General features: G+C 46.3%; 23 protein-coding genes. 14 read left to right on the top strand and 9 right to left on the bottom strand.

The genetic code is table 11. The features are described from left to right. Nucleotides 1-12: 12 nt before the first annotated feature. Nucleotides 13-675, top strand: coding sequence for an HAD family phosphatase (locus tag NIT79A3_RS16795; protein ID WP_013967333.1), 663 nt, complete (start codon nt 13-15; stop codon nt 673-675). Between the two features lie 14 nt (nt 676-689). On the opposite strand, the gene NIT79A3_RS16790 is transcribed toward NIT79A3_RS16795, so the two are convergent. Then, entirely contained in the window at nt 690-1,454 is a 765-nt protein-coding gene (locus tag NIT79A3_RS16790) for a M90 family metallopeptidase (RefSeq protein WP_013967332.1), read from the bottom strand. A 108-nt stretch (nt 1,455-1,562) separates the two neighbouring features. After that, nucleotides 1,563-1,730, bottom strand: a complete 168-nt coding sequence (locus NIT79A3_RS18945) for a hypothetical protein (protein WP_156797126.1) — start codon at nt 1,728-1,730, stop codon at nt 1,563-1,565. Nucleotides 1,731-1,780: 50 nt separating this feature from the next. Between NIT79A3_RS18945 and NIT79A3_RS16785 the strand changes: the two genes are divergently transcribed. Further along, nucleotides 1,781-2,257: a hypothetical protein gene (locus NIT79A3_RS16785; protein WP_156797125.1), complete on the top strand. Its 477-nt coding sequence runs from the start codon at nt 1,781-1,783 to the stop codon at nt 2,255-2,257. A 54-nt stretch (nt 2,258-2,311) separates the two neighbouring features. Here the strand turns inward: NIT79A3_RS16785 and NIT79A3_RS16780 are convergent, their stop codons facing one another. Both NIT79A3_RS16780 and NIT79A3_RS16775 read right to left on the bottom strand, forming a co-directional pair. After that, a complete protein-coding gene (locus tag NIT79A3_RS16780) occupies nt 2,312-2,971 on the bottom strand; it encodes a peroxiredoxin (RefSeq protein ID WP_013967330.1) in 660 nt (219 codons plus the stop codon). A gap of 364 nt (nt 2,972-3,335) precedes the next feature. After that, the gene (locus NIT79A3_RS16775; protein WP_156797217.1) at nt 3,336-4,076 is read right to left on the bottom strand and encodes an FxDxF family PEP-CTERM protein; all 741 of its coding nucleotides are present in this window, start codon (nt 4,074-4,076) and stop codon (nt 3,336-3,338) included. A gap of 627 nt (nt 4,077-4,703) precedes the next feature. Between NIT79A3_RS16775 and cysK the strand changes: the two genes are divergently transcribed. The 3 genes from cysK to NIT79A3_RS16760 all read left to right on the top strand — a co-directional run bounded on the left by cysK (nt 4,704) and on the right by NIT79A3_RS16760 (nt 7,178). Beyond that, the gene (gene cysK, locus NIT79A3_RS16770; protein ID WP_013967328.1) at nt 4,704-5,684 is read left to right on the top strand and encodes a cysteine synthase A; all 981 of its coding nucleotides are present in this window, start codon (nt 4,704-4,706) and stop codon (nt 5,682-5,684) included. 86 nt (nt 5,685-5,770) lie between these two features. After that, the gene (gene epsC / locus NIT79A3_RS16765) at nt 5,771-6,634 is read left to right on the top strand and encodes a serine O-acetyltransferase EpsC (RefSeq protein WP_348225778.1); all 864 of its coding nucleotides are present in this window, start codon (nt 5,771-5,773) and stop codon (nt 6,632-6,634) included. A 136-nt stretch (nt 6,635-6,770) separates the two neighbouring features. Beyond that, a complete protein-coding gene (locus tag NIT79A3_RS16760) occupies nt 6,771-7,178 on the top strand; it encodes a heme-binding protein (RefSeq protein WP_013967326.1) in 408 nt (135 codons plus the stop codon). 141 nt (nt 7,179-7,319) lie between these two features. Here the strand turns inward: NIT79A3_RS16760 and NIT79A3_RS16755 are convergent, their stop codons facing one another. The 5 genes from NIT79A3_RS16755 to cysB form a co-directional block, all read right to left on the bottom strand. Then, entirely contained in the window at nt 7,320-7,814 is a 495-nt protein-coding gene (locus NIT79A3_RS16755) for a DUF2165 domain-containing protein (RefSeq protein ID WP_013967325.1), read from the bottom strand. A 290-nt stretch (nt 7,815-8,104) separates the two neighbouring features. Further along, nucleotides 8,105-8,977, bottom strand: coding sequence for a Tim44-like domain-containing protein (locus NIT79A3_RS16750; protein WP_013967324.1), 873 nt, complete (start codon nt 8,975-8,977; stop codon nt 8,105-8,107). Nucleotides 8,978-9,119: 142 nt separating this feature from the next. Then, the gene (locus tag NIT79A3_RS16745) at nt 9,120-9,548 is read right to left on the bottom strand and encodes a DUF3293 domain-containing protein (RefSeq protein ID WP_013967323.1); all 429 of its coding nucleotides are present in this window, start codon (nt 9,546-9,548) and stop codon (nt 9,120-9,122) included. Nucleotides 9,549-9,618: 70 nt separating this feature from the next. Beyond that, complete coding sequence (locus NIT79A3_RS16740; RefSeq protein ID WP_013967322.1) at nt 9,619-10,170, bottom strand: cytochrome c; 552 nt, start codon at nt 10,168-10,170, stop codon at nt 9,619-9,621. Then, a complete protein-coding gene (gene cysB / locus NIT79A3_RS16735) occupies nt 10,167-11,165 on the bottom strand; it encodes an HTH-type transcriptional regulator CysB (RefSeq protein WP_013967321.1) in 999 nt (332 codons plus the stop codon). Before cysB ends, NIT79A3_RS16740 begins: the two co-directional genes overlap by 4 nt. A gap of 563 nt (nt 11,166-11,728) precedes the next feature. Between cysB and NIT79A3_RS16730 the strand changes: the two genes are divergently transcribed. The 9 genes from NIT79A3_RS16730 (at nt 11,729) to NIT79A3_RS16690 (ending at nt 22,896) form a co-directional block, all read left to right on the top strand. Beyond that, a complete protein-coding gene (locus NIT79A3_RS16730) occupies nt 11,729-11,959 on the top strand; it encodes a hypothetical protein (RefSeq protein WP_013967320.1) in 231 nt (76 codons plus the stop codon). 86 nt (nt 11,960-12,045) lie between these two features. Continuing rightward, complete coding sequence (locus tag NIT79A3_RS16725) at nt 12,046-13,788, top strand: nitrite/sulfite reductase (protein WP_013967319.1); 1,743 nt, start codon at nt 12,046-12,048, stop codon at nt 13,786-13,788. Between the two features lie 6 nt (nt 13,789-13,794). Then, nucleotides 13,795-14,328 carry a DUF934 domain-containing protein gene (locus tag NIT79A3_RS16720; RefSeq protein ID WP_013967318.1) on the top strand — a complete coding sequence of 178 codons (534 nt, stop codon included), beginning with the start codon at nt 13,795-13,797 and terminating at the stop codon, nt 14,326-14,328. After that, the gene (locus tag NIT79A3_RS16715; protein ID WP_013967317.1) at nt 14,321-15,019 is read left to right on the top strand and encodes a phosphoadenylyl-sulfate reductase; all 699 of its coding nucleotides are present in this window, start codon (nt 14,321-14,323) and stop codon (nt 15,017-15,019) included. Before NIT79A3_RS16720 ends, NIT79A3_RS16715 begins: the two co-directional genes overlap by 8 nt. Before the next feature lie 85 nt (nt 15,020-15,104). Further along, nucleotides 15,105-16,010, top strand: coding sequence for a sulfate adenylyltransferase subunit CysD (gene cysD / locus NIT79A3_RS16710; RefSeq protein ID WP_013967316.1), 906 nt, complete (start codon nt 15,105-15,107; stop codon nt 16,008-16,010). Nucleotides 16,011-16,141: 131 nt separating this feature from the next. Further along, complete coding sequence (cysN, locus tag NIT79A3_RS16705; RefSeq protein ID WP_013967315.1) at nt 16,142-17,419, top strand: sulfate adenylyltransferase subunit CysN; 1,278 nt, start codon at nt 16,142-16,144, stop codon at nt 17,417-17,419. 75 nt (nt 17,420-17,494) lie between these two features. Further along, a complete protein-coding gene (locus NIT79A3_RS16700) occupies nt 17,495-17,935 on the top strand; it encodes a response regulator (protein ID WP_013967314.1) in 441 nt (146 codons plus the stop codon). Between the two features lie 91 nt (nt 17,936-18,026). After that, the gene (locus NIT79A3_RS16695; RefSeq protein ID WP_013967313.1) at nt 18,027-19,238 is read left to right on the top strand and encodes an EAL domain-containing response regulator; all 1,212 of its coding nucleotides are present in this window, start codon (nt 18,027-18,029) and stop codon (nt 19,236-19,238) included. A gap of 112 nt (nt 19,239-19,350) precedes the next feature. After that, complete coding sequence (locus NIT79A3_RS16690) at nt 19,351-22,896, top strand: FAD-dependent oxidoreductase (RefSeq protein WP_013967312.1); 3,546 nt, start codon at nt 19,351-19,353, stop codon at nt 22,894-22,896. Nucleotides 22,897-22,941 lie beyond the last annotated feature (45 nt).

Raw genomic sequence — 22,941 nt, 5'->3', positions numbered from 1 at the left:
GAGCGCAATATCGTGATTGATACGATTATTTTTGATGCGGAAGGCATCGTGATTGATACGGAAGCGATCTGGGATAAAGGGCAGGAAATCTTTTTGCAGCGTAGAGGCTTTGTCTATGACCGAGAACGGATCAAACCATTACTCACCGGACGGACGCTCGTCGAAGGGGTGGAAGTAATGAAGCAAGCGTATCAGTTTGCAGGAGATACCGAAACGTTAGCGCAAGAACGTGCAGATATCGTGCAGGATCTTTTTATTCATGAAACCAGCTTCATCTCCGGATTTCTTGAATTCTACGAATCCGTGCGCAACCGCTACAAAACCTGTATCGCAACGTCGATGGATAAAGATCTGCTGAAACGCGTGGATCAGCGCCTTAACCTCTCGGCACTGTTTGAGAATAAAATCTACACGCTGGACAAAGTAGGCTATCGCTCCAAACCCAATCCCGACATTTTTCTGTACGCAGCGCAGCAACTCCAGTCATTGCCGGAAAACTGTGTCGTCATTGAAGATGCGCCGCATGGGATTGATGCCGCGAAAAGCGCCGGAATGTGGTGCATTGCGATCACTACAACCTATGATCCCGGAAAATTAGTAAAAGCCGATTTTGTCGTTAGTGCGTACAAAGAAATTGATCTTGACGCTGTGAATAAGTATGCATTAATAAAATAGGCACATAGCAAGAATCAACGCCAGCGCTGCGCCGGATCCTGGCGGTAAAACAGCGCCAACTGTTCATAAACCGAGGGAAAGTATTGCTGGGTGATGAGCGGCAGTTCAAAAAATACTTCACTCAATACCGCGAAAAACTCTGCCGGACTCTCCGCCGCGTACGGATCAATGATGGTTTCATGTCGCTTATCGACCTGATGGCAGAATTTGGCATAGGCGCTGCTGAATACTTCATGCCAGGTATACGCGCTCATGTTGGCGTGTAACTCCGGACAGCCATTGGCGCCTTCGTATAGCATGTCAATCTTGTGCGCAAATTCATGGATGACTACATTATGCCCGGGATGAGTGTTGGTATCTGCTGCATCCTGCCAGGAAAGAATCACCGGCCCGGCAGACCAGGCTTCGCCCGATGCGACGCGATGCACATGATGCACAACGCCAAATTCATCCGCATAATCGTAATCCAGAATAAATTCACCGGGGTACACAATAATCTGGTTCCAGTTCTGATAATAGTCCAGATCAAGATTCAGAATTAGAATGCAAGCCTGCAGCGCAATCGTCACACGCATCTCATCGGTGATTTCCAGCTCGTGCGCGCCGTAAATTTGTTTGTCGTGCAGAAACAATGTCACGCAATCACGCAAGCGCGAGAGTTCCTCAGGACTAAGCCCTTTTAAACAACGCAGATGAATCATCTTCTGCCAGATGGAATCGGATATACCTTCTTGCTGAAGAATGTGATTCCGGTGCCAATTCTTTAGACTCCATGACATGACGGTAATCTCCTGGTTGAGTTATTTGCAGTCATACACCAACAGCTGGATTGCAGTAATCCTGACAAATCAGGTGGCAAGCATTATTATCCTAATTATTTTTTAATTTCAAGCCAATAATGCCAACGGGAGGCCGGTGTGGTTCAAGAATTTGACATTTTTCTTTCCCACAACAGCAGCGATAAACCGGCTATCCGTGAAATTAAGCGATTGTTGGCGCACGGTAGGGTGACGCTGGTGCGGGCGGAATATGATCTGAATTGTTGAACTGACCATTTCACGAATTGTAATTTGATGGCTCTTGCATCGACAAAGCCTATATTCGGGTGCGTGTATTTGCAGCAGGGGGATTTTTAGCAGGCCGTCCGTTGGCTGGATCAAGCTGTAGCCGGCTTGCGCACAGCAGGCATCAGGACATGCTACCTCGCGGCCTGCTTGCTCATGCCGCGTTGTATCGAGACACCCGCAATCCCAAACTTGATTTCACCCGCGCCCATCAAGATTTGCAAGAAGTGTACGGCATCGCCGAACCGAACGGCATGCGGTTGCATTTGACCAGATTATCATCTGGAAATGGCGCGGCTGCTGATTGCGGAGAAAGGGAATCCCCCTTTTTCAAAGAGGGAAGCCGAGAAAGCGGTGTGCCGGAAGTTCCCCCCCCCCTTAGAAAAAGGGGCAGGGGGATTTCGCTGCAAGCGCATGTGGCGCAGGCGGAAAAACTGATCGAAGAAACCGGCTACAAGCGGCGCTTGCCCGAGCTGCAAGAATTACAGAAAATAATCCGTGAGCAGTCATTCAGTTAGCGTTCGTTCATCGCTATCCAGATTCATTCCGTACTTGGACGGAATTAACCTAAATTAACCGGGTTGTTTTGTCGTGCGCAAGTAAGGCTTGATGGTTTTAAACCCTTGTGGAAAGAGTTTTTCTGCTTCTTCATTGGACACACTGGGCACAATGATCACATCTTCCCCTTTTTTCCAATTGACCGGTGTAGCCACTTTATATTGCGCGGTCAACTGCATCGAATCGAGCACGCGCAGAATTTCATTAAAATTGCGGCCTGTGGTCATCGGGTAGGTCATCATTAATTTGATTTTTTTATCCGGCCCAATGATAAATACAGAACGAACGGTCGCATTGGTTGCGGCTGTGCGCCCTTCCGATGTGCCTGATTCATCAGCAGGCAGCATGTTATACAACTTGGCGACAGCCAAATCGGTATCGCCGATGATCGGGAATTTAACCGCGTGACCTTGTGTTTCTTCAATGTCTTTAGCCCATTGCTCATGGTTATCAATTGGATCGATACTTAAACCGATTACCTTGCAGTTGCGTTGTGCAAATTCTTTTTCCAGACCGGCCATATAGCCCAATTCGGTGGTACATACTGGCGTAAAATCTTTGGGATGAGAAAACAGGATAGCCCAGCTATCGCCGATCCATTGATGAAAATCGATAGTTCCCAGAGTAGTTTTCGCAGTGAAGTTCGGGGCGATATCGTTGATGCGTAACGACATGATATTCTCCTTTATTGATAATTTTTAGTCAGTTAGAACGGTTTTAAACGTAATAATTTGTCAGTTGTATCGTAGAGACTATCACGACGAGGATTAAAACGAAATCCAGTTTTTGCTCAAGTGTAAACAGAAAATCTGTTCAGGCTTGCTATTGAGCTTTGCCAAATGATGCTTAAGGAAGCTCTGATTAAGTCCTTCGGCAGGCTCAGGACGAACGGTAATATATTGATTACGTTCGTGGTGAGCTTGTCGAACCATGAATGTATCAACTTAATCAGAGCTTCCTTAACAAAACGACAAAAGAATATTATTCAAGCATTCAGAACAGGGGCAACAGCTCACTCCTGTTCTGAATAATCCCAAGTTATTTGACCATCACCTTCCTGCGTTGTGCCATAAATCCCAATAAGCCTAACCCAGCCAGCAGCATAGCGTAGGTTTCAGGTTCTGGAACGGGTGTTATTTCGAACCCCGCGTATCTTACGGCTTCCTGTGAATTGTTGTAGAACCCGAACTGCCCTGCAGAAAATGTTGAGTCGTTAACGGTAACATTCCACAACTCAGTTACGCCTTGTGTAACAACGATATGAATCTCTCCAGGGTTCAAATTAAAATCGAGGTGAAAGTTATACAGGACATTGTCATTCCAGCCATTGCCGGTATGATTCGTGGCAAGAATTTCCATGTCACCAAAATTAGCTCCATTTTCCCAGAATTCTTCTAAGGATAAATCCACAAGGCCATCGCCAGTCGCGCCGTGAAATTCCTTAATAGTCATTCCTTCCGTAGCGGTTTGGCCAACGTAGCCCTGAGTTCCCTGCTTCCAATCAAACAAATAAAAATTACTCGAATTCTGGTAGCCAAACACGAAACCCATGTAATCATCATCGCTCGTCGTTGTAACTTCCCATGAGCCGTCTACCGAATAACTCGCAGTGTTCTGGTTATTCAGAAAAAAAGAAGGATCGGCGTTAATTACCTGTTTGACAGCAGTATTTCCTGGTTCCAATACCCAGCTGCCGGCTCCTTGCCCTCCCGGATAATTAAGCGTCAGCGGCGTCCAGCTTGATAGATCGATTGGTGCTGCGTAAGCGCCTACCGGCATTAATGACAGTAATCCAATAATTGCGTTATGTTTGAAATTCTTTTTCATAATTTACTCCTTTTGATTTTATAGTAAAAATAATTGCTCTTTTTTATCGAAAATGATTGCATTTTCAATCAATTACTTCAAGGAATTGGGTGTTCAATAACTAACCTTAGTACAGTCAATATATAGCAGCGATATTGATGAACTCCATTTTCTATAAACTGGTTGCCTTGCTTGTTCTGACACCTTTAGCCTTCATCTATTCTTTTCATATATTAAACTGCCGATTTAATTTGTAAATAAGCATTTTGCTTATATTTATGCAGTTTTTACATTTGTATATCTATCCATTCTATTGGCCTGCTAGAAATGAGATATTCAAAAATAATTTATTATCGAAGTACTTTCTTACGTGGCAGCGTGCCAGACAACTTATTTTGGCAATACTGCCAATGCTCCCATAAATTGATGAAATAGCAGCGTATGTACTTTCAGCCTAGGAACGAATGCGCTATAGTGAAATCCTTATGATTCCAGTGAATCCGTTTGGTTAAGTAATATCAGAGCGGGCGGTTTTTTATTTTTGATTAATAAAAGAGTGGTAATGCGTTTGAATAGGCATTACACAAAAAAGGGAAAATCATGTCAAATTGGTTTGAGAATAATTCGTTGTCCATTGGCCGTACGCCGCTGGTGCGTCTTAACCGGGTGATTGATGGCGCACCGACATTGGTATTGGCAAAAATTGAAGGGCGTAATCCGGCGTATTCGGTGAAATGCCGCATTGGTGCTGCAATGATCGATGATGCTGAACACCGGGGATTACTCGGTCCTGGGAAAGAAATTGTCGAACCGACCAGCGGTAATACCGGCATTGCGCTGGCTTTTGTCGCGGCGGCGCGGGGAATCCCGCTGACCTTGACGATGCCGGAAACGATGAGTGTGGAACGGCGTAAATTACTGGTTGCATTGGGTGCCAAATTGGAATTAACCGAAGGGGCGCGAGGGATGAACGGTGCTTTGGCCAAGGCGGAAGAGATTGTTGCTTCTGATCCGGGCCGCTATGTGCTGTTGCAACAGTTCAGAAATCCGGCCAATCCGGCGATTCATGAAAAAACGACCGGCCCGGAAATATGGGATGATACTGATGGCGCCATCGATATTTTTGTAGCGGGCGTGGGAACCGGCGGTACGATTACCGGTGTTTCCCGTTATATCAAGCAAACCAAAGGCAAAGCCATCACGTCGGTGGCGGTTGAACCCGCGGCGAGCGCGGTATTGTCGCAAAAGCGCGCCGGTGTATCACTGGCACCTGGGCCGCATAAAATTCAGGGAATCGGCGCAGGCTTTGTGCCCGATAACCTGGATCTGTCACTGGTCGATGAAATCGAGCAAGTCAGTAATGAAGAAGCGATACTCTATGCACGGCGCTTGGCACGGGAAGAAGGCATTCTGGCCGGTATTTCCTGCGGTGCGGCCGTAGCGGCTGCGGTACGCCATGCCAAACGCCCGCAGAATGCCGGAAAAACCATCGTGGTGATTTTGCCGGATTCCGCCGAACGTTATCTGAGCAGTATTCTTTTTGAGGGCATGTTTGATGAGCGGGGTTTGACGACATCGTGAACGATATCAAGAGAACGCAAGATCCCCTTTTGCGGAGTGCTTATTTGGATGTGGATAATATTGTTGCTGAGTTGCGTGCTTTACGCATGGCTTCACTGGAGAGCCGTAACCGGCGGCACAACAAGCCACCGAAGTTACCGTCGCGCAAAATTCTGATGGGTGTCGCTGAGGGTTTGAGCGCGGCTTTGTTTCCTAACCGTCTGGGTTCGTCGGAATTTGCGGATGAAGGCATTGATTATTATGTTGGGCATACGCTGAACATGACATTGCGCGAATTAATGGTGCAGATCCAGCATGAATTGCACTATAACTCTGGCCTGGAAGTTCTTAGTAATGAAGATCGTGAGCAATCAGTAGCTATTACGCAGGCATTTGCCAAACGGCTGCCGGAAGTCCGGAGTCTGCTGGAAAGCGATATTATTGCAGCTTATGAAGGTGATCCGGCTGCGCGTAATGTGGATGAGGTGCTGGTTTGTTATCCTGGAATAATGGCTATAACGCATTACCGGCTGGCGCATGTTTTGCATGGTCTGGGCGCGCCGCTGATTGCACGCATGTTTTCAGAAATTGCGCATTCAGTAACCGGTATAGAGATACATCCGGGTGCGCAGATTGGCGGCAGGTTTTTTATTGATCATGGTACCGGTGTGGTGATTGGTGAAACCGCGATTATTGGCCAAAATGTGCGCCTGTATCAGGCTGTCACCCTGGGGGCCAAACGTTTTCCGGTAGATGAGAATGGCGCTTTGGTGAAGGGAAATTTGCGCCATCCCATTGTGGAAGATGACGTGGTGATCTATGCCGGTGCAACAATATTGGGACGCATTACCATAGGTCGAGGCTCAACGATCGGCGGTAATGTGTGGTTGACGCGCAGTGTGCCACCGGGCAGTAATATTTCACAAGCCCAGATGCGTCAAGAAGTATTCGAAGGCGGTGCTGGGATTTAAATAACAGTTCCATGAACCAAATAGGCCATTTAGATTTTATTGCAACATAAAAAATAAGCTGCGGGTTCGGACCTGTGGCATCGAAAGTTGGTGTCGATGGGATTACCGGCTTGGCCTGTAGCTTTGAGGGGTAAATATGACTATGAACAAGATAATTCTTACGCTGGACGACGCCAAGAAAATAGCTGCGGGTGCAGAAGCGGAAGCCAAGCGGAATGAATGGCCAGTTGTCATTGTTATCGTAGATGACGGCGGTCATTTGCTTTATCTGCAACGCCTTGATCATACCCAATTCGGCAGTATTAATGTGGCCATTGAAAAAGCGCGCGCCGCCATTGCATTTCGCCGTCCAACTAAAATCTGGGAAGAGAATATTGCGGAGGGACGCCTGAGGTATCTAAATTTACCCGGCACATTGCCCATTGAAGGCGGACTGCCGGTCACTGTCAACAATCAATTTGTCGGCGCGATCGGTGTCAGTGGCGTGCGATCATTCGAGGATGCGCAAATTGCCCAGGCCGGAATAGATGCTTTGGTATCATGACCCGAGTATTCGAAGTTAAGGAAACTCTGAATAACCCTCATATGTCATTCCGAACAAAGTGAAGGATCTTTGGCAATCAATACCATAGATTTCTCGCTACGCTCGAAATGACAGTTATTCAGAGTTTTCTTAGGTATGGTTTTATGGATGTCCCGCTTCATCTGTTTGAGTCAAATAGATGAGGGTGATGCCAATTATCATAACTAAACGAAACGCAGCTTGTTGTCCATTGGCAGTTTCTGATTGCCACATCAAAAACCATTCTCCGCCAATCGTCATGAATCCTGTAAACCACAGGATAAAACCAAGTGTTAATCCCAGGATTGCCAAACCTTTTGCCTGATTAAAGGATGGAGGGTCTTTAAGGTTCTGATATAAACGCAAACTGCCCAGCCAGCAAAGTCCTGCAATCACGACTTCTATCCCAATGATGAAACTATAAACCGTATGATGAATGAAGGGAGAATGAATAGCCCGCCACATTCCCTGGTTATCAGGAAGGGTTGTATCCATCGTAAGAACGTGAGTCACGAGGGAAAAATTTGAGTTGTAATCAGTCAAATTGCCGAAAGCGACCAGCGAGGCATACAGTGCAAAAGCCAAGACCATCACAGTTTTTGATAATCTCGTATACATGGTGTTAGTGATTGGGTGCAGTCATTAAATGAATGCTGAAGATTAATTGGGAGAAATTGTGCGGGTTGATGCAAGCGATAAAAACTATCTGCGTTGCTGTTGCAGTGTTAAAAACTAGACCCAAAATGCTCATTTATCATGCATAAACTGTGCTTTTTCGCCTATTTTCGCCTTGCATCGGCTACCTCGAATACGTTTTTCAACTGCTTGTTAAACCCCGGCCTGATCGTTTAACCAGAAACAGGTGCGTTCCGGCCGGGTTAACTCAATAATGCTATATTGAAAATAACTTAGGAAACTTGCTGAATACCTGCCAATAACCAAGTGGCATCAGGATTCTTAAGATCTTTCTGGACATGCCAGATTTCATCAAATGCTTCAGGCTCGCCATCGGGCGCATCGCGTAGCTGACCGGTGAAGCGGACACTGGCGACTGCCATATCATTGGTTGTTTCAACTTCCAGCAAATTGGCATCAATGAACAGTACTTCCGTTTTCTGCTGCGAATCACCCCGTTCATTAATTTGCGCGCTAATTTCTGCAAGCATTTCGGGGGTTGTGTAGTCACGGATTTCGTTGACATCGCCATGGTCATGCGCAGTCTGTAAGCGCATGAACGAAGCCTTTGCATTGCGTATGAACGGCTCTACTTTAAAGTCTGCCGGAATATTCGGCTGACGGTAAGCAGTTTCGCTGTTATCTGCTGTTGCAGTTCCTGCGGGTGCGGTAAACGGTGGCGTGCTGAAACGGTCTTGCGTGTTTGTGTTCGTCCCTGAATATTGCATCGAAGGTGTGGATTCTGCAGTTTTGGGTTTGCGCAGCATGCGGATAACAAAGAACACTGCGCCGATTAATAACGCCAGCATGACCATATCCATCATGTTGATGTTCTCAAACGCGCCACCCATAAAGAGCGCGGCCAGTAAACCGCCGGCTGCAAGACCTGCCAGTGCGCCACCCCATTTACTTCCACCGCCTGCAGCTGCAGCCGCAGGCGCGGCTGCAGCTGATTTCTGGGAATTAGGCGCAGCTTGCTGCGGGTTAACAGATTGACGTTGTGTGCCTATATTTTTGCCGCCGCCCATGCGCTTTGCTTCCGCATCAAAAGCAAGCAATCCAAAACTGAATATAGCCAAAGTCAGAAAGGTGAGTGTTTGCTTCATAGTTGTATCTCCCAAACTGTTGTGAAAGTAATGAGTATAGCACCGGGTTTGCGTTGGCAGCTATACTGAATTTTTTGATACCCCAATATCTTGTCTGGTGTTAAGTCATTTTCTGTTGAAACAAATGCTTAGTCAATTGTTTCTAGCGCAGCAGGATCAAGCGGGGGATTGCATCACCACCGATCCATACAATCGCATTCTGATCAAATTGCTGTCCTAATGGTTGAGCGGTATTCAGATCCAGTCCGGGCACAAAAAAACTTTTTTCTGCGGGCCATAAGCCGGCCGGGTCAGTATTTAAGCTTTCAATTGTCGGGTAGGAATGCTGACTCAAGAAATTCCTGAGCGATTCGTGCGCCGTCAAATTTTGTTCATTACTTAATCGCCGACTGTATGGATTATAGGCGCTGATAATAGCCGCGCAAGATTGCCCCGATGAAATCAGGAGTTTTGCGAGTGGTTCTGAGAATTGATCAATTCGTAACGAAATTAAATCAGGGCCGGTACCAATCTGATAATTTGCGCACAGGTAGCTTGCAATAAGATCCTTGGCTATGACGGATTGAATCAAAGTTATATACCTTGATAGGCGCAGATCAGGTAATCAAGCTAAGCTGAATCTTGGTTTTTTACTATTCAAGTTAATGATGACTGTGATCATGGTCATGCGAGTGATCTTTGGCTGAACTGATGAGATTTTCATATTGCTCAGGTGTCATATGGCTCATTTTGACAACAAAGGCTGCCATTGCCCAGATCGAATCATCATCGTGACTAAGACCCCAGGCTGGCATGGCGGTCATTTTTAAGCCATTTTTTATTACCCAGAAATATGCTCTGATGCGATCTAATTGTTTGGCTGGATCATTGACTGATTCGCGTTGATGGAATGCGGGTGCTTGCGGATACAAACCTATGGACAATTCTGTTGGTCTCAAACCGGGAGCCAGATGGCAAGTTGTGCACATGGCATTGTAGTGTTCGGCGCCTTTCAGGAGTACCTCTGTGTCATCCAGAGGAGGTACTTCCAGGTTCTTGGCGCGCGCTTCGATGGAGCTTTCACGCACCCATTCGATAATCTTTTCCGTGATGCCCCAGTGTTTTTCTGTGGCTGCCATATTGTAAGCACCGGAACCAAGGACAATGAATGTCAGTATGAGTGATGCCAATATCAAACTAAGAAATGTTTTCATTTTTTGACCTCAACAAATGATTGGTTACTTGCTTTCAATGGAAATGAGTTTGCGATCTCCGCGTCATCATATTTACTACTTTCCAGTTTAGCTTGGATATTTGCGTGGTCAAGATGCGGTGCAAACATTTCGATAAAATCGAAGACATAACCACGTATATAGCTATTGCGGCTGATACCGATGCGTGTCGTGCTGGGTTCGAACAAATGACTAGCATCTATTGATCTGAGATTTTTGTCTCGCTTGGAATCAAAAGCCATGTTTGCCAGTATACCAACACCCAGCCCCAGTTCTACATAAGTTTTGATCACATCCGAGTCAATGGCCGTCAGCACCACATTGGGTTCCAGTCCCCGGCTAGCAAATGCCTGGTTGATTTTTGAACGCCCGGTAAAAGCAAAATCATAAGTAATGATAGGATATTGATTAATCGCCTCCAATGAGAGTTTTTTTAGCTTTAGAAGCGGGTGCTTGGGCGGCACAACGACACATCGATTCCACTGATAACACGGCAGCAATATGAGTTCTGGAAATTGCTCAAAGGCTTCAGTGGCAATCGCAATATCCGCTTCGCCCGAGGTCACTAAAGCAGAAATTTGCATCGGACTTCCTTGCCGCAGGATTAATTTGACTTTTGGGTAACGTTCGGTAAAGCGCTTGATCACAGGGGGTAAAGCATAGCGCGCCTGCGTGTGTGTTGTGGCGATAGTCAGTGTGCCGCCGGCTTCATTAGTAAATTCCTCCGCAATTTTTCTTAGATTATCGGCATCGCGAAGCATCCGGGTGGCCGTTTTTATGATTAATTGCCCAGGTGGCGTTATTTGCACAATACGTTTACCATTGCGCAAAAAAATATCTACACCGAGCTCATCCTCAAGCATCTGAATTTGCTTGCTGATGGCGGGTTGAGAGGTATGTAATTTTTTTGCCGCTTTGGATAAATTCATATCCTGGCTGGCGGTTTCACATAAATAGCGAAGTTGCTGGAGTTTCATTGGTCGTGCCTGTTAATAATAAGTGGTTATATCGATCTAACATAACATTATTTTGAATTATAAAATTGTATTGTTATGATGCTACTTTTTAAAAAGAAAGTAGCAAGATAGCTAAAAGAAATTACCTATGAGGTGCGCGGTGTCAGATTTCCTGATTGGCTCCAGCGCAAGCTCTGTCAAAATGAGTAAAATTCTTTGTGATTTTCTTATTGTTCGTATTTTGATATTTTGTCGGTTTTGCTAACTGTACCATTTCACATCAATTTTTATGTGAAATGAGTGTACTGCATTTTGTCTGTGATTAAATGCATAGGGCGATTCCCATTTCGTTTTTTGCTAGAATAGCAGCATTGCTTATTTTGCCCGCAGCAGGAGTGGCAGATATCAAACTGACTCTTGAAAGTTGGAATTAGAGCCGGACAGTATGATCAATGTGCAATAAATTTAAGGTGACAATTAAGAAGTTGCTTTGTGTGTCAGTGTGATAAGGGGCTGTGATGGTGAGTTGCTGATTCATTGACAGGCTTCAGCAACTTCCCATTAATGAAACAAAGGATTGATTGATGAGTACAAATATTGAGAATAAACCTAAACAGGTCTCATGGTTTAATGGTTGTGGCGGGCGCATTGGTGTGGTGGTGGGTGAGAGTGGCGAACATGCTTATATTGGTATGGCATTAAGACATGACGAGGATGATGATGTGAATCATATTATGAAATATGGTGCTAAATTTCCCTTGGATGCAGCATTATTGTTGCCCGTGTCCAAGCGTTACACGCAATCAGAATCCTAGAATATCAGTTGAATTTCTGATTAATAAAAATATTTTTGTTGCATACCTTACTGAGCAGCTTTAAATGAATATGCGGGGAAATAAATATGTATCGCTATGATGAATATGATCAACAAATAGTGGATGAGCGTGTCAAGCAGTACCGTGATCAGGTACGCCGGCGTCTTTCCGATGAATTGACTGAAGAGGAATTCCTGCCTTTACGGCTGCAAAATGGTTTGTATATGCAAATACATGCCTACATGTTACGTATTGCGGTGCCTTATGGTTTGATCTCGTCGAAGCAGATGCGCATGTTTGCCCATATTGCCCGCAAATATGATCGTAATTACGGGCATTTCACGACACGCCAGAATATTCAGTTTAATTGGCTAAAACTGGAAGATACCCCCGATATCTTGGCTGATCTGGCTTCGGTCGAAATGCATGCCATCCAGACATCCGGTAACTGTGTGCGCAATATTACGTCGGATGAATTCGCCGGTGTGGCTCAGGATGAAGTAGTAGATCCACGTCCCTATGCGGAGATTTTGCGCCAGTGGAGCACTTTTCATCCGGAATTTGCTTATTTGCCGCGAAAATTTAAGATTGCCATCAGTGGTGGAAAAGAAGATCGTGCTGCTGTTTATGCGCATGACATTGGCTTATCCGTCACAAAAAATGCGCAAGGCGAAATCGGTTTCCGGGTGCTGGTGGGTGGAGGATTGGGGCGTACGCCGATCATCGGCAGTGAGATTTGTGGATTTGTGCCCTGGCAACATATCTTGACGTATGTAGAATCCATTTTGAGAATCTATAACCAATATGGGCGCCGGGATAATAAATACAAAGCGCGTATCAAGATACTGGTAAAGGCGTTAGGGATTGATGAGTTTAAACGTCAAGTCGAAGCCGATTGGGCAGATCTCAAGGACGGTCCCGGCACTTTAACCAGTGAGGAAGTCAATCGCGTTGCCACGTTCTTCACTGATCCGGCTTATGAAAAATTAACCGATCATGATTCGCAACTGAATGAATTCAAGGCAGATAGTCGCTCATTTTCCAACTGGATGTTACGCAATGTGAAGGCGCATCGTGTTCCCGGTTATGCGATTGTCGTCTTGTCGTTGAAGAAGCCGGGCACTGTACCCGGCGATGCTACGGCTGAACAGATGGAAGCCATAGCAGACTTGGCGGAGCGCTATAGTTTTGGTGAATTACGCATCACGCATAAACAAAATCTGGTATTGGCGGATGTCCGGCAGAAGGATTTGATTCGGTTATGGCAAGAAGCGACCGCGCAAGAACTGACCGCGCCCAATATCGGTTTGCTGACTGATATTATCAGTTGTCCCGGTGCGGAGTTCTGCACGTTGGCCAATGCACGCTCCATACCGTTGGCACAGTTGATTGCCGAGCGTTTTGAAGATTGGGATTTTCAGCATGATATTGGTGAGATATCACTGAACATCTCCGGTTGTGTCAATGCTTGCGGGCAGCATCATATCGGCAATATCGGCATTACCGGGGTGGAAAAAAAAGATCACGATGAATGGTATCAAGTATCACTGGGCGGTGCTGAAGGTAACCTGAGTTCGATCGGTAAGATTATCGGCCCATCTTTTACATTTAACCAAGTGCCTGAAGTGATCGATCGTCTGCTTCAGGTTTATCTGCGTGAACGGTTGGAAGCTGAAAGCTTTATCGACACAGTGCGCCGCATTGGTCATGCGCCTTTTAAAGAACATGTGTATGCGACGGATTTTGCTGTAGCGGAAGAAGAGATTGCGGATAAGCATGTCGTGGTTCCTGCGCAATATTCAATTCCTTATTATTCCCCAAGGTTTTAAGTGAAGATGATAATAAAAAATAAAACAATCGTTGCAGATGATTGGATTGTTCTCCGTTTAAATGAACAGGAGTCAGCTGAAAATGTCACGGTTCCAGAAGGCAAGGTGATTGTTCCATTGTCAGTGTGGCTGCAGCAACGTGATGCATTGCAACAACGTGCTGAAATTGGTGTGTGGCTGGCGAGCGCCGAGCGGCCGGAGGATTTGAAAGGCGATATACACAAATTTTCTGTGATTGCGGTTGATTTTCCAAAATTCTCAGATGGCCGAGGTTATTCAATAGCTTATAACTTGCGTGCGCGCCTCGGGTATACGGGGGAATTGCGGGCGATCGGCGATGTCTTGCGTGATCAATTATTTTATATGCAGCGCGTGGGTTTTGATGCCTTTGCAACACGTCCGGATCGTAACATGGAAGACGCATTAAAAGGATTGACTGATTTTTCCGAAGTTTATCAAACTTCTTTTGACCAGAAACTGCCATTATTCCGGCGGGTGCAGCGCAAGGGAAATCCGGCGGTGGATATGGTCAATGAGTGAGTTGCAGCAAAAAATTGAGCAGGTTGTTGCAATCCTGACCGAAACCATACGCGACTTTGCACCGGTTACATTCGCGAATAGTCTGGGCGCAGAGGATATGGTGCTGACTGATATCATTGACCGGTATCAACTCGCTATTGATATGTTCAGTCTGGATACCGGGCGATTGCCGCAAGAAACCTATGATTTGATGCAAACAGTACGGGAACGGTACAAAACGCCGCTACGCATCTATTTTCCCAATGTAAAACAAGTGGAAGCCTATGTTGCCGAGAATGGCGTCAATGGTTTTTATCAGAGCATCGAGCTGCGTAAAGCCTGTTGTCATATCCGTAAAGTGGAGCCTTTGCGCCGCGCTTTACAGGGTAAACGTGCGTGGGTGACCGGAATAAGACACGAGCAGGCAACCAGCCGGCTGAGTTTGAAGGTGTCTGCCTATGATATGGGCAATCGTATGCAGAAGGTGAACCCGTTGCTGGAATGGTCTAACGCGGAAGTCTGGGAATATCTCAAGCAGTATGAAGTGCCTTATAACAAGCTGCATGATAAGTTTTATCCGAGTATCGGCTGCGCACCTTGCACGCGTGCGATTACACCGGGCGAAGATATCCGTTCCGGACGCTGGTGGTGGGAAACGCCAGAAACGAAGGAATGTGGATTGCATACCGGCAAGGTTATTCCATTAAAATAGGCGCAATTGAAAGCACCGTCATGAATCCTTTTTTGCAAACTGCGTGACTAGGATTTGCCTTAAACTGAGTATTAAGAGAAAGAAAATGAGTACCCATCCTTTTACCCATCTTGATGCGCTGGAAAGTGAAGCGATCCATATTATGCGCGAAGTGGCGGCAGAATGCGCCAATCCCGTTCTGCTGTTCTCCGGTGGTAAGGATTCCATTGTTTTATTGCGCTTGGCTGAGAAAGCATTTCGTCCCGGCCGCTTCCCGTTTCCCCTGATGCATATTGATACGGAACATAACTTTCCTGATGTCATCGAATTCCGTGATCATCGCGTCAAAGAGTTGGGTGAGCGCTTGATTGTGCGCAGTATGGAAGACTCGATCAAGAAAGGCAGAGTAGTGCTGCGTTCAGAGAATCAGAGCCGTAACGCTTTTCAATCAGTGACGCTGTTGGATGCCATTGCAGAATTTAAATTTGATGCTTGCATCGGTGGTGCACGCCGGGATGAAGAAAAAGCGCGCGCCAAGGAGCGAATCTTTTCTTTCCGCGATGAGTTTGGCCAATGGGATCCAAAAAATCAGCGTCCGGAGTTATGGGATCTTTATAATACCCGGACACACCCCGGCGAGAATATCCGGGTATTTCCAATCAGCAACTGGACTGAGCTGGATGTTTGGGAATATATTGCACGCGAGAATTTGGAAGTACCTAAGATTTATTTTGCCCATAGGCGCGAAGTTATACGGCGTGCTGCAGGCTTGTTGCCCGTTTCTCACCTGGTGCAACCGCAAGCGGACGAAAAAATTGAGCAAATGATGGTGCGCTTCCGCACTGTGGGTGACATGAGTTGCACCTGCCCAGTAGAATCCAATGCTGCTAATGTGGATGCAATCATTGCAGAGACAGCAATGACGAGAATTACTGAGCGCGGTGCCACGCGCATGGACGATCAGACATCCGAAGCATCCATGGAATTGCGTAAAAAAGAAGGCTATTTCTAACATTGGCGGATGCGTGGTGATAATTGACTGGGAAAACACCGCATTCAGTCAATTGAGTGAATCGGCTTCTACTATTCCAAACCACTTGTTTCTATCTATTGCGGTGATACGAATTTCCAGAAGGTTCCTAAATGTCGGCAATTGAAAAAATTTCGTTTGATCAAACCGGGTTATTACGCTTTATTACTGCCGGGAGTGTGGATGATGGCAAAAGTACTTTGATTGGCCGTTTACTGCATGACTCAAAGTCGATTTTTGAGGATCAGTTAACTTCCATTACCAACACGACACGTAAGCGTGGCTCGGAAGGTGTCGACTTGTCTTTGCTGACTGACGGGTTACAGGCCGAGCGTGAGCAAGGGATAACCATTGATGTGGCTTATCGTTACTTCGCGACGCCCAAACGCAAATTTATCATTGCCGATACGCCAGGCCATGAGCAATATACGCGCAATATGGTAACCGGCGCATCGACTGCCAATCTGGCGATTATTCTGATTGATGCACGTAAGGGTGTGCTCACGCAATCGCGCCGCCATGCGTACCTGGCAAGCCTGGTAGGGATTCCGCATCTGGTTGTAGCCATTAACAAGATGGATTTGGTGGATTATTCTCAGTCGGTATTTGAGCACATTTGCAAGGACTTTGCCGCTTTTGCTGAAAACCTCAAGCTGCATAATATTACCTATATTCCCATGTCAGCGCTTAATGGGGATATGGTGGTTGAACGCGGTGATCATCTCGATTGGTATCAAAATTCCACGCTGATGGATTTGCTCGAAAATGTATCGATCGAGGATGATATCAATCGTGAAGATTTTCGTTTTCCAGTGCAATGGGTGTGCCGGCCGCAAACTAAGGAACTGCATGATTTTCGTGGTTACATGGGACGAATTGAATCAGGTTCCATACATGTAGGAGACAATGTCACATTGCTACCATCCGGTTTAACTTCACGCATCAAAGAAATTCTCAGGTACGAGGGGCCCATTGATGAGGCGGTTGCTCCTCAATCCATCACATTGACCATTGAAGATCATTTAGATATTTCACGTGGCGATATGCTGGTGAAAACAGGTGATACACCACGGACTAGCAAAGCGTTTGATGCGATGTTATGCTGGCTTTCAGAACAGCCCCTTGATCCGGGCCGGAAGTACCTGATCAAACATACGACCCGCCTTGTTAAAGCAATCATAAGCCGGATTGATTATCGTGTCGATGTGAATACCCTGGATCACGAAACCGTGAATACTTTAAATATGAATGATATTGCCCATGTTGGACTGAAAGTACAGTCGCCGATTGTGTTCGACGATTATGCACGTAATCGTGCGACCGGGTGTTTTATCATCATTGATGAAAGCAGTAATAATACGGTGGCAGCCGGTATGATTTCTCCCGCATAGAAGTTAAGCGCAAATTCGAAAAAGGACAAAACTATCAAGTTGGTGCTCGCTCCTTGATTAAAGCAAACTAACAAAATGAATTTAACTCAAAATTCACATCAGGAACTAAAAGGATTTACTATCCTGGTAGTCGAGGATAACGAACTGAACCAGCTGGTTGCTAAGGGATTGCTGGAATACAATGGGGCGCATGTAGCTATTGCGAATCATGGAAAAGAAGCATTGGAGATATTGAGTAAGGAGACTATTGATTGTGTGTTGATGGACATTCAAATGCCTGTCATGGATGGCCTGGAGGCTACAAAAATAATCCGCACTAATGCGCAATGGGCGGATTTATTGATTATTGCAGTAACAGCCAATGCAGATCATCATTATAAGGATTTGTGCCGGAGTGTTGGCATGAATGATTTTCTAACTAAGCCAATCAATCCTGAATTATTAGTCAATACGCTATTAAAATGGCTGGTTCCGGAACAGGATAGTAAAGCACGTGTAGATGACAGTAATCGGTAATATGGATTGTATTAGAACAGGGAAAGTGATGATTGAGTGGTTCTTGTACAATGGATCAGCAGCATGGAAGTAGGCTTTAACTACTATTCGAATGAATAATGAAAAGCAGATACGTGTGCTGGTGCTTGATGACGACAAATTCATGCTGGAATTTGTCAGTCATTTATTAAGAGAACTGGGTGTCAATGAGGTGCTGGTTGCGGAAGATGGGAAGGCGGGCTTATTTGTATTGTCTGCGCAAGTAACTGCTGTTGACCTGCTGATTTGTGACATAGAAATGCCGGGGATGGACGGTATTGAGTTTTTGCGCAACATTGCTGATCAAAGTTATAGCGGCAAGATAGTATTGTTTTCAGGCGTAGATCCTGATTTGCTTAAAGCAACAGAACGCCTGGCTACTGTACGCGGACTGAACGTCATTGGCACATTGGCTAAACCGGTTACGGTCGGTTCTTTGGCAACGATTTTGGAACAGCTTGCTTCGCCGGTCCGGAGAAACAGTGATTTGTCCCGAATGAGACAGATCTTTAATCTGGAAGAAATTAAACAAGCACTGCTTGCTGATCATTTCGACTTATTCTATCAACCCAAAGTTGCTGTTTCCAGCGGCCATGTGACGAGCGTTGAATGTCTGGCACGCTGGCGCCATGCGCATTACGGTTATGTTTCACCGGATAGTTTTATTCCCGTTATCGAGCAATGCGGTTTGATCAACGAATTTACCCGCAGAATTTTAACAAAATCCGCTCAGCAATTGGATGTGTGGTTACAGCAAGGTTTGGATTTAAAGATTTCCGTTAATGTTTCAATGGAAAACCTGGATCGGTTTAACTTGCCGGAAATTTATGAAAAAGCAGTGGGTGATTGTAATGTGCCGATCGACCGGGTGACTCTGGAAATCACTGAAAGCAAACTGGGAAAAGACTTTGCGCAAACCCTGGATATTTTGACGCGGATAAGACTTAAGGGGTTTGGATTGTCTATTGACGATTTTGGCACAGGTTATTCATCTATGGAAACACTTAAGCATATGCCCTTTACAGAGCTCAAAGTGGACCGGATCTTTGCGCATGGCGCCGCGGAAGATCTTGCCACTCGTGCAATGCTTGAGTCGAGTATAAAATTAGGCAAGGTTTTTGGCCTGAATGTGGTGGTAGAAGGAATCGAAATTAAAGCGGACTACGAATTGGCAACAGTGCTTGGCTGTGATGAGATTCAAGGCTATTTTATTGCAAAACCTATGTCGCCCGATGAATTTATTAAATGGCTATTTGATTATGAAAAATTAAATTACAAGCATTAATAAAGATTCAGTGCCCGGTACAACTTGCTAACAATAACTGCAAGTATTATCAGAAATAATAACGGCATGTACGGATGTTAGAAATAAATAATAAAATATTGAATAATTGATTATGACAAAAATAGATGCAACGTCGCACACCCAACAAGAAACAATGACAAACTCATCGAATTTTAACTTTGGTTTCACAATTACCGATCTCTACCGGCGCAGTGGCTTGGTCAAGCTGGATCAGATATTTCTGGATTTTCTTCGTACCGGCGATGAGGTGCTATATAGAAAGCTGGAGTATGCGCGCGCGCACCCTGATGAATTGCTACCCAAAGATGATTCGGCACTATTGATTGAGATTGCACCTTGGGTGGAAGATTTTATTGCCCGGTTGTTTAATATAGAGACGGAAGTGCAGCAACTGGCTGCAAAGCATCATGAACTGGCTCCGCTTTATTTCTGTAAACGGCAATTTGTTCAACGCCGGGCCAAGGGAAAAGTCAGTGATGAAGAATTAAGCGGTATCGATGGTTTGGCGCTAGAAAAAGAACTGGCGGCAGAATTTGGTGAAACCTTTTCCGAATTGGTTTTTGCCACCAAAGTGACGCAATGGATGGAAGCGGAAGCAGAAAATGAGTCACGGCTGAACAAGGCACTACACTATGCAGCCTGGGCATTAAGAACACCTGCCGGACAACAGCATACGCAGCAAGGTATTTTATTCAAGTCACCAGCAAAATTAGATTTCCAGCATCTATTGTCGCTGGATACCGATGAATCAGCCGGATACCCCGTGCATCGGCTTGGGCATTTACGTGAGCGTAACGGCTTTGCACTGACTGACGCCGGTACTGACTTAATGGGTGCGCTGGATGAAGCCAATTACTGCATCTGGTGCCACGAGCAAGGTAAAGACTCGTGTTCCAAAGGTTTGATACAAAAATCCAAATCACCGGATGAACCACCCGCCTTCAAGAGAAGTGAGCTGGGTGCTTTGTTGGCAGGCTGCCCCTTGGAAGAGCGTATTTCTGAATTTCACAAGCTCAAGACGCAAGGCGTTGCGGTGGGTAGTCTGGCGATGATTGTGCTGGATAATCCGATGTGCGCTGGCACCGGGCATCGCATTTGTAATGACTGTATGAAATCCTGTATTTATCAAAAACAGGAACCTGTCGATATCCCGCAAGCCGAGACACGGACGTTGAAAGATGTGTTGGCGCTACCGTGGGGATTTGAGATCTATAGCTTACTGACACGCTGGAATCCATTGAATCTGCGCCGGCCGGTACCGAAGCCGGCATCTGGCCGCAAAGTTTTGGTGGTCGGAATGGGGCCTGCCGGCTATACATTGGCACATCATTTGATGAATGAAGGCCATTCCGTTGTAGGAATTGATGGACTTAAGATCGAGCCCCTGTCAGAAGAGATCTCGGGTGTTAATCAACAAGGTAAACGCGTGCCATTTAAAGCGATCCAGGTTGCCAGCATTCTTGAAGAGAATTTGGATCAGCGCATGCCAGCCGGTTTTGGGGGTGTGGCTGAATATGGAATCACTGTGCGTTGGAACAAAAACTTTCTGAAGCTGATCCGTTTGTTACTGGAGCGTAGAGAGGAGTTCGCCTTGTTTGGAGGGGTGCGTTTTGGCGGCACCTTGACGGCCGATGATGCGTTTGCTATGGGTTTTGATCATGTTGCCCTGGCAGCGGGTGCCGGGCGCCCTACCGTGTTGGATTTGCCGAATGGATTGGCACGTGGCGTGCGTGCGGCGTCGGATTTTCTGATGGGGCTACAATTAACAGGTGCCGCACAGAGTGATTCTATTGCCAATATGCAATTACGCTTACCGGTGGTGGTGATTGGCGGTGGTCTGACGGCTATCGATACGGCGACTGAGGCGCTGGCTTATTATCCATTACAAGTAGAAAAATTTCTGCAACGCTATGAAATTTTATCTGCTGCGAAGGGAGAGTCAATTGTTCGTGAAGCTTGGGATGCTGAAGAAAAAGAGATTGCTGACGAATTTCTCAGTCATGCGCGCGCCATTCGGGCGGAACGCCAAGCTGCACAACAGGAAAGAAGGACGCCGGGTGTTATCAATTTGCTGCAATCCTGGGGCGGGGCAACGATAGCTTACCGGAAACGCCTGATAGACAGCCCTTCCTATACGTTGAATCATGAGGAGGTTGAAAAGGCTCTGGAAGAAGGTATCTGGTTTGCCGAAGGCATGACGCCGGTGCGAGTCAATGTGGATGCTTGGGGACATACGCAATCGGTGCGGTTTGCAGTGCAGAAGCGGGATGAGACCGGACAGTGGCAAGATACCGGCGAAGTGGAATTGCCGGCGCGCGCTTTGCTGGTTGCCGCAGGAACTCAACCCAATACGGTGCTGGCGCGGGAAGATGACAAGCAATTTAAACTCAATGGCCGTTATTTCGCAGCCTGCGATGAAGAAGGCAATCCGGTGCAACCGGCGTATGCCAATCCCAAACCGGAAACACCGATGGTGCTGCTCAGCCGCTACAAAGATAGCCAGGATGGGCGTTTTATCAGTTTCTTTGGCGACCTGCATCCGTCTTATTCAGGTAACGTTGTGAAGGCGATGTCCAGTGCCAAGCAAGGTTACCCTGTGGTGAGCCGGGTACTGGAACGTGTCAAGCCAAAATCGGATCAGCCGGCGGAGCAATTTTTTGCACAACTGAATGACCAGTTGCGGGCAACTGTTTATAAAGTGGAAAGGCTTACCCCCAATATTATCGAAGTGGTAGTACATGCCCCGATGGCTGCTGAGCATTTTCAACCGGGCCAGTTTTACCGGTTTCAGAATTATGCAACGCTGGCAACAGTTGCCGGAGATACCCGGCTCGCGATGGAAGGCCTTGCACTGACGGGTGCATCCGTGGATATCGAACGCGGCTTGGTTTCACTCATTGTTTTGGAAATGGGCGGATCGTCTAATCTGTGCGCGTTTTTGAAACCGGGTGAGCCGGTTGTACTGATGGGACCTACTGGTACGCCGACAGAAATTCCAGCGGGTAAAACGGTGGTGCTGGCGGGCGGCGGTTTGGGTAACGCGGTGCTGTTTTCTATTGGCGCAGCGGCGCGCGCTGCCGGGTCTAAAGTATTGTATTTTGCTGGCTATAAAAAGCTGGTAGATCGCTATAAGGTGGCCGAAATTGAAGCGGCAGCGGATATCGTTGTATGGTGTTGTGATGAATCCCCAGGTTTTGAAGCAACCCGTCCGCAGGATAAAAGCTATGTGGGGAATATCGTACAAGCCATGGTTGCTTATGCCAGCGGTGAATTAGGCGTGCAACCGGTGGCGTTGACTGAAGCCGATCATATTATTGCGATTGGTTCAGACCGCATGATGGCAGCAGTCGGCCTGGCGCGTCATAACCAATTGAAACCTTACTTAAAAGCAGATCATTTTGCCATTGGCTCAATTAATTCTCCAATGCAATGCATGATGAAGGAAATTTGCGCACAGTGTCTGCAACCGCATCAGGATCCTGAAACTGGAAAAATCACCTACGTGTTTTCCTGTTTTAACCAGGATCAACCGTTGGATCAGGTGGATTTTCCTGGACTGGCAACGCGCTTACGTCAGAATACGGTACAGGAAAAGTTGACGAATCAGTGGATCGGACGTTGTGTAACGGGCCGTTGAAAAACATTTTCGAGGCAGCCGCTGTAAGGTAAAAACAGGTGAAGA

The sequence above is a fragment of the Nitrosomonas sp. Is79A3 genome, assembly GCF_000219585.1.
Taxonomy (GTDB): domain Bacteria; phylum Pseudomonadota; class Gammaproteobacteria; order Burkholderiales; family Nitrosomonadaceae; genus Nitrosomonas.
The sequence above is the reverse complement of the archived record's forward strand: the minus strand, read 5'-3'. Positions and strand labels throughout refer to the sequence as shown.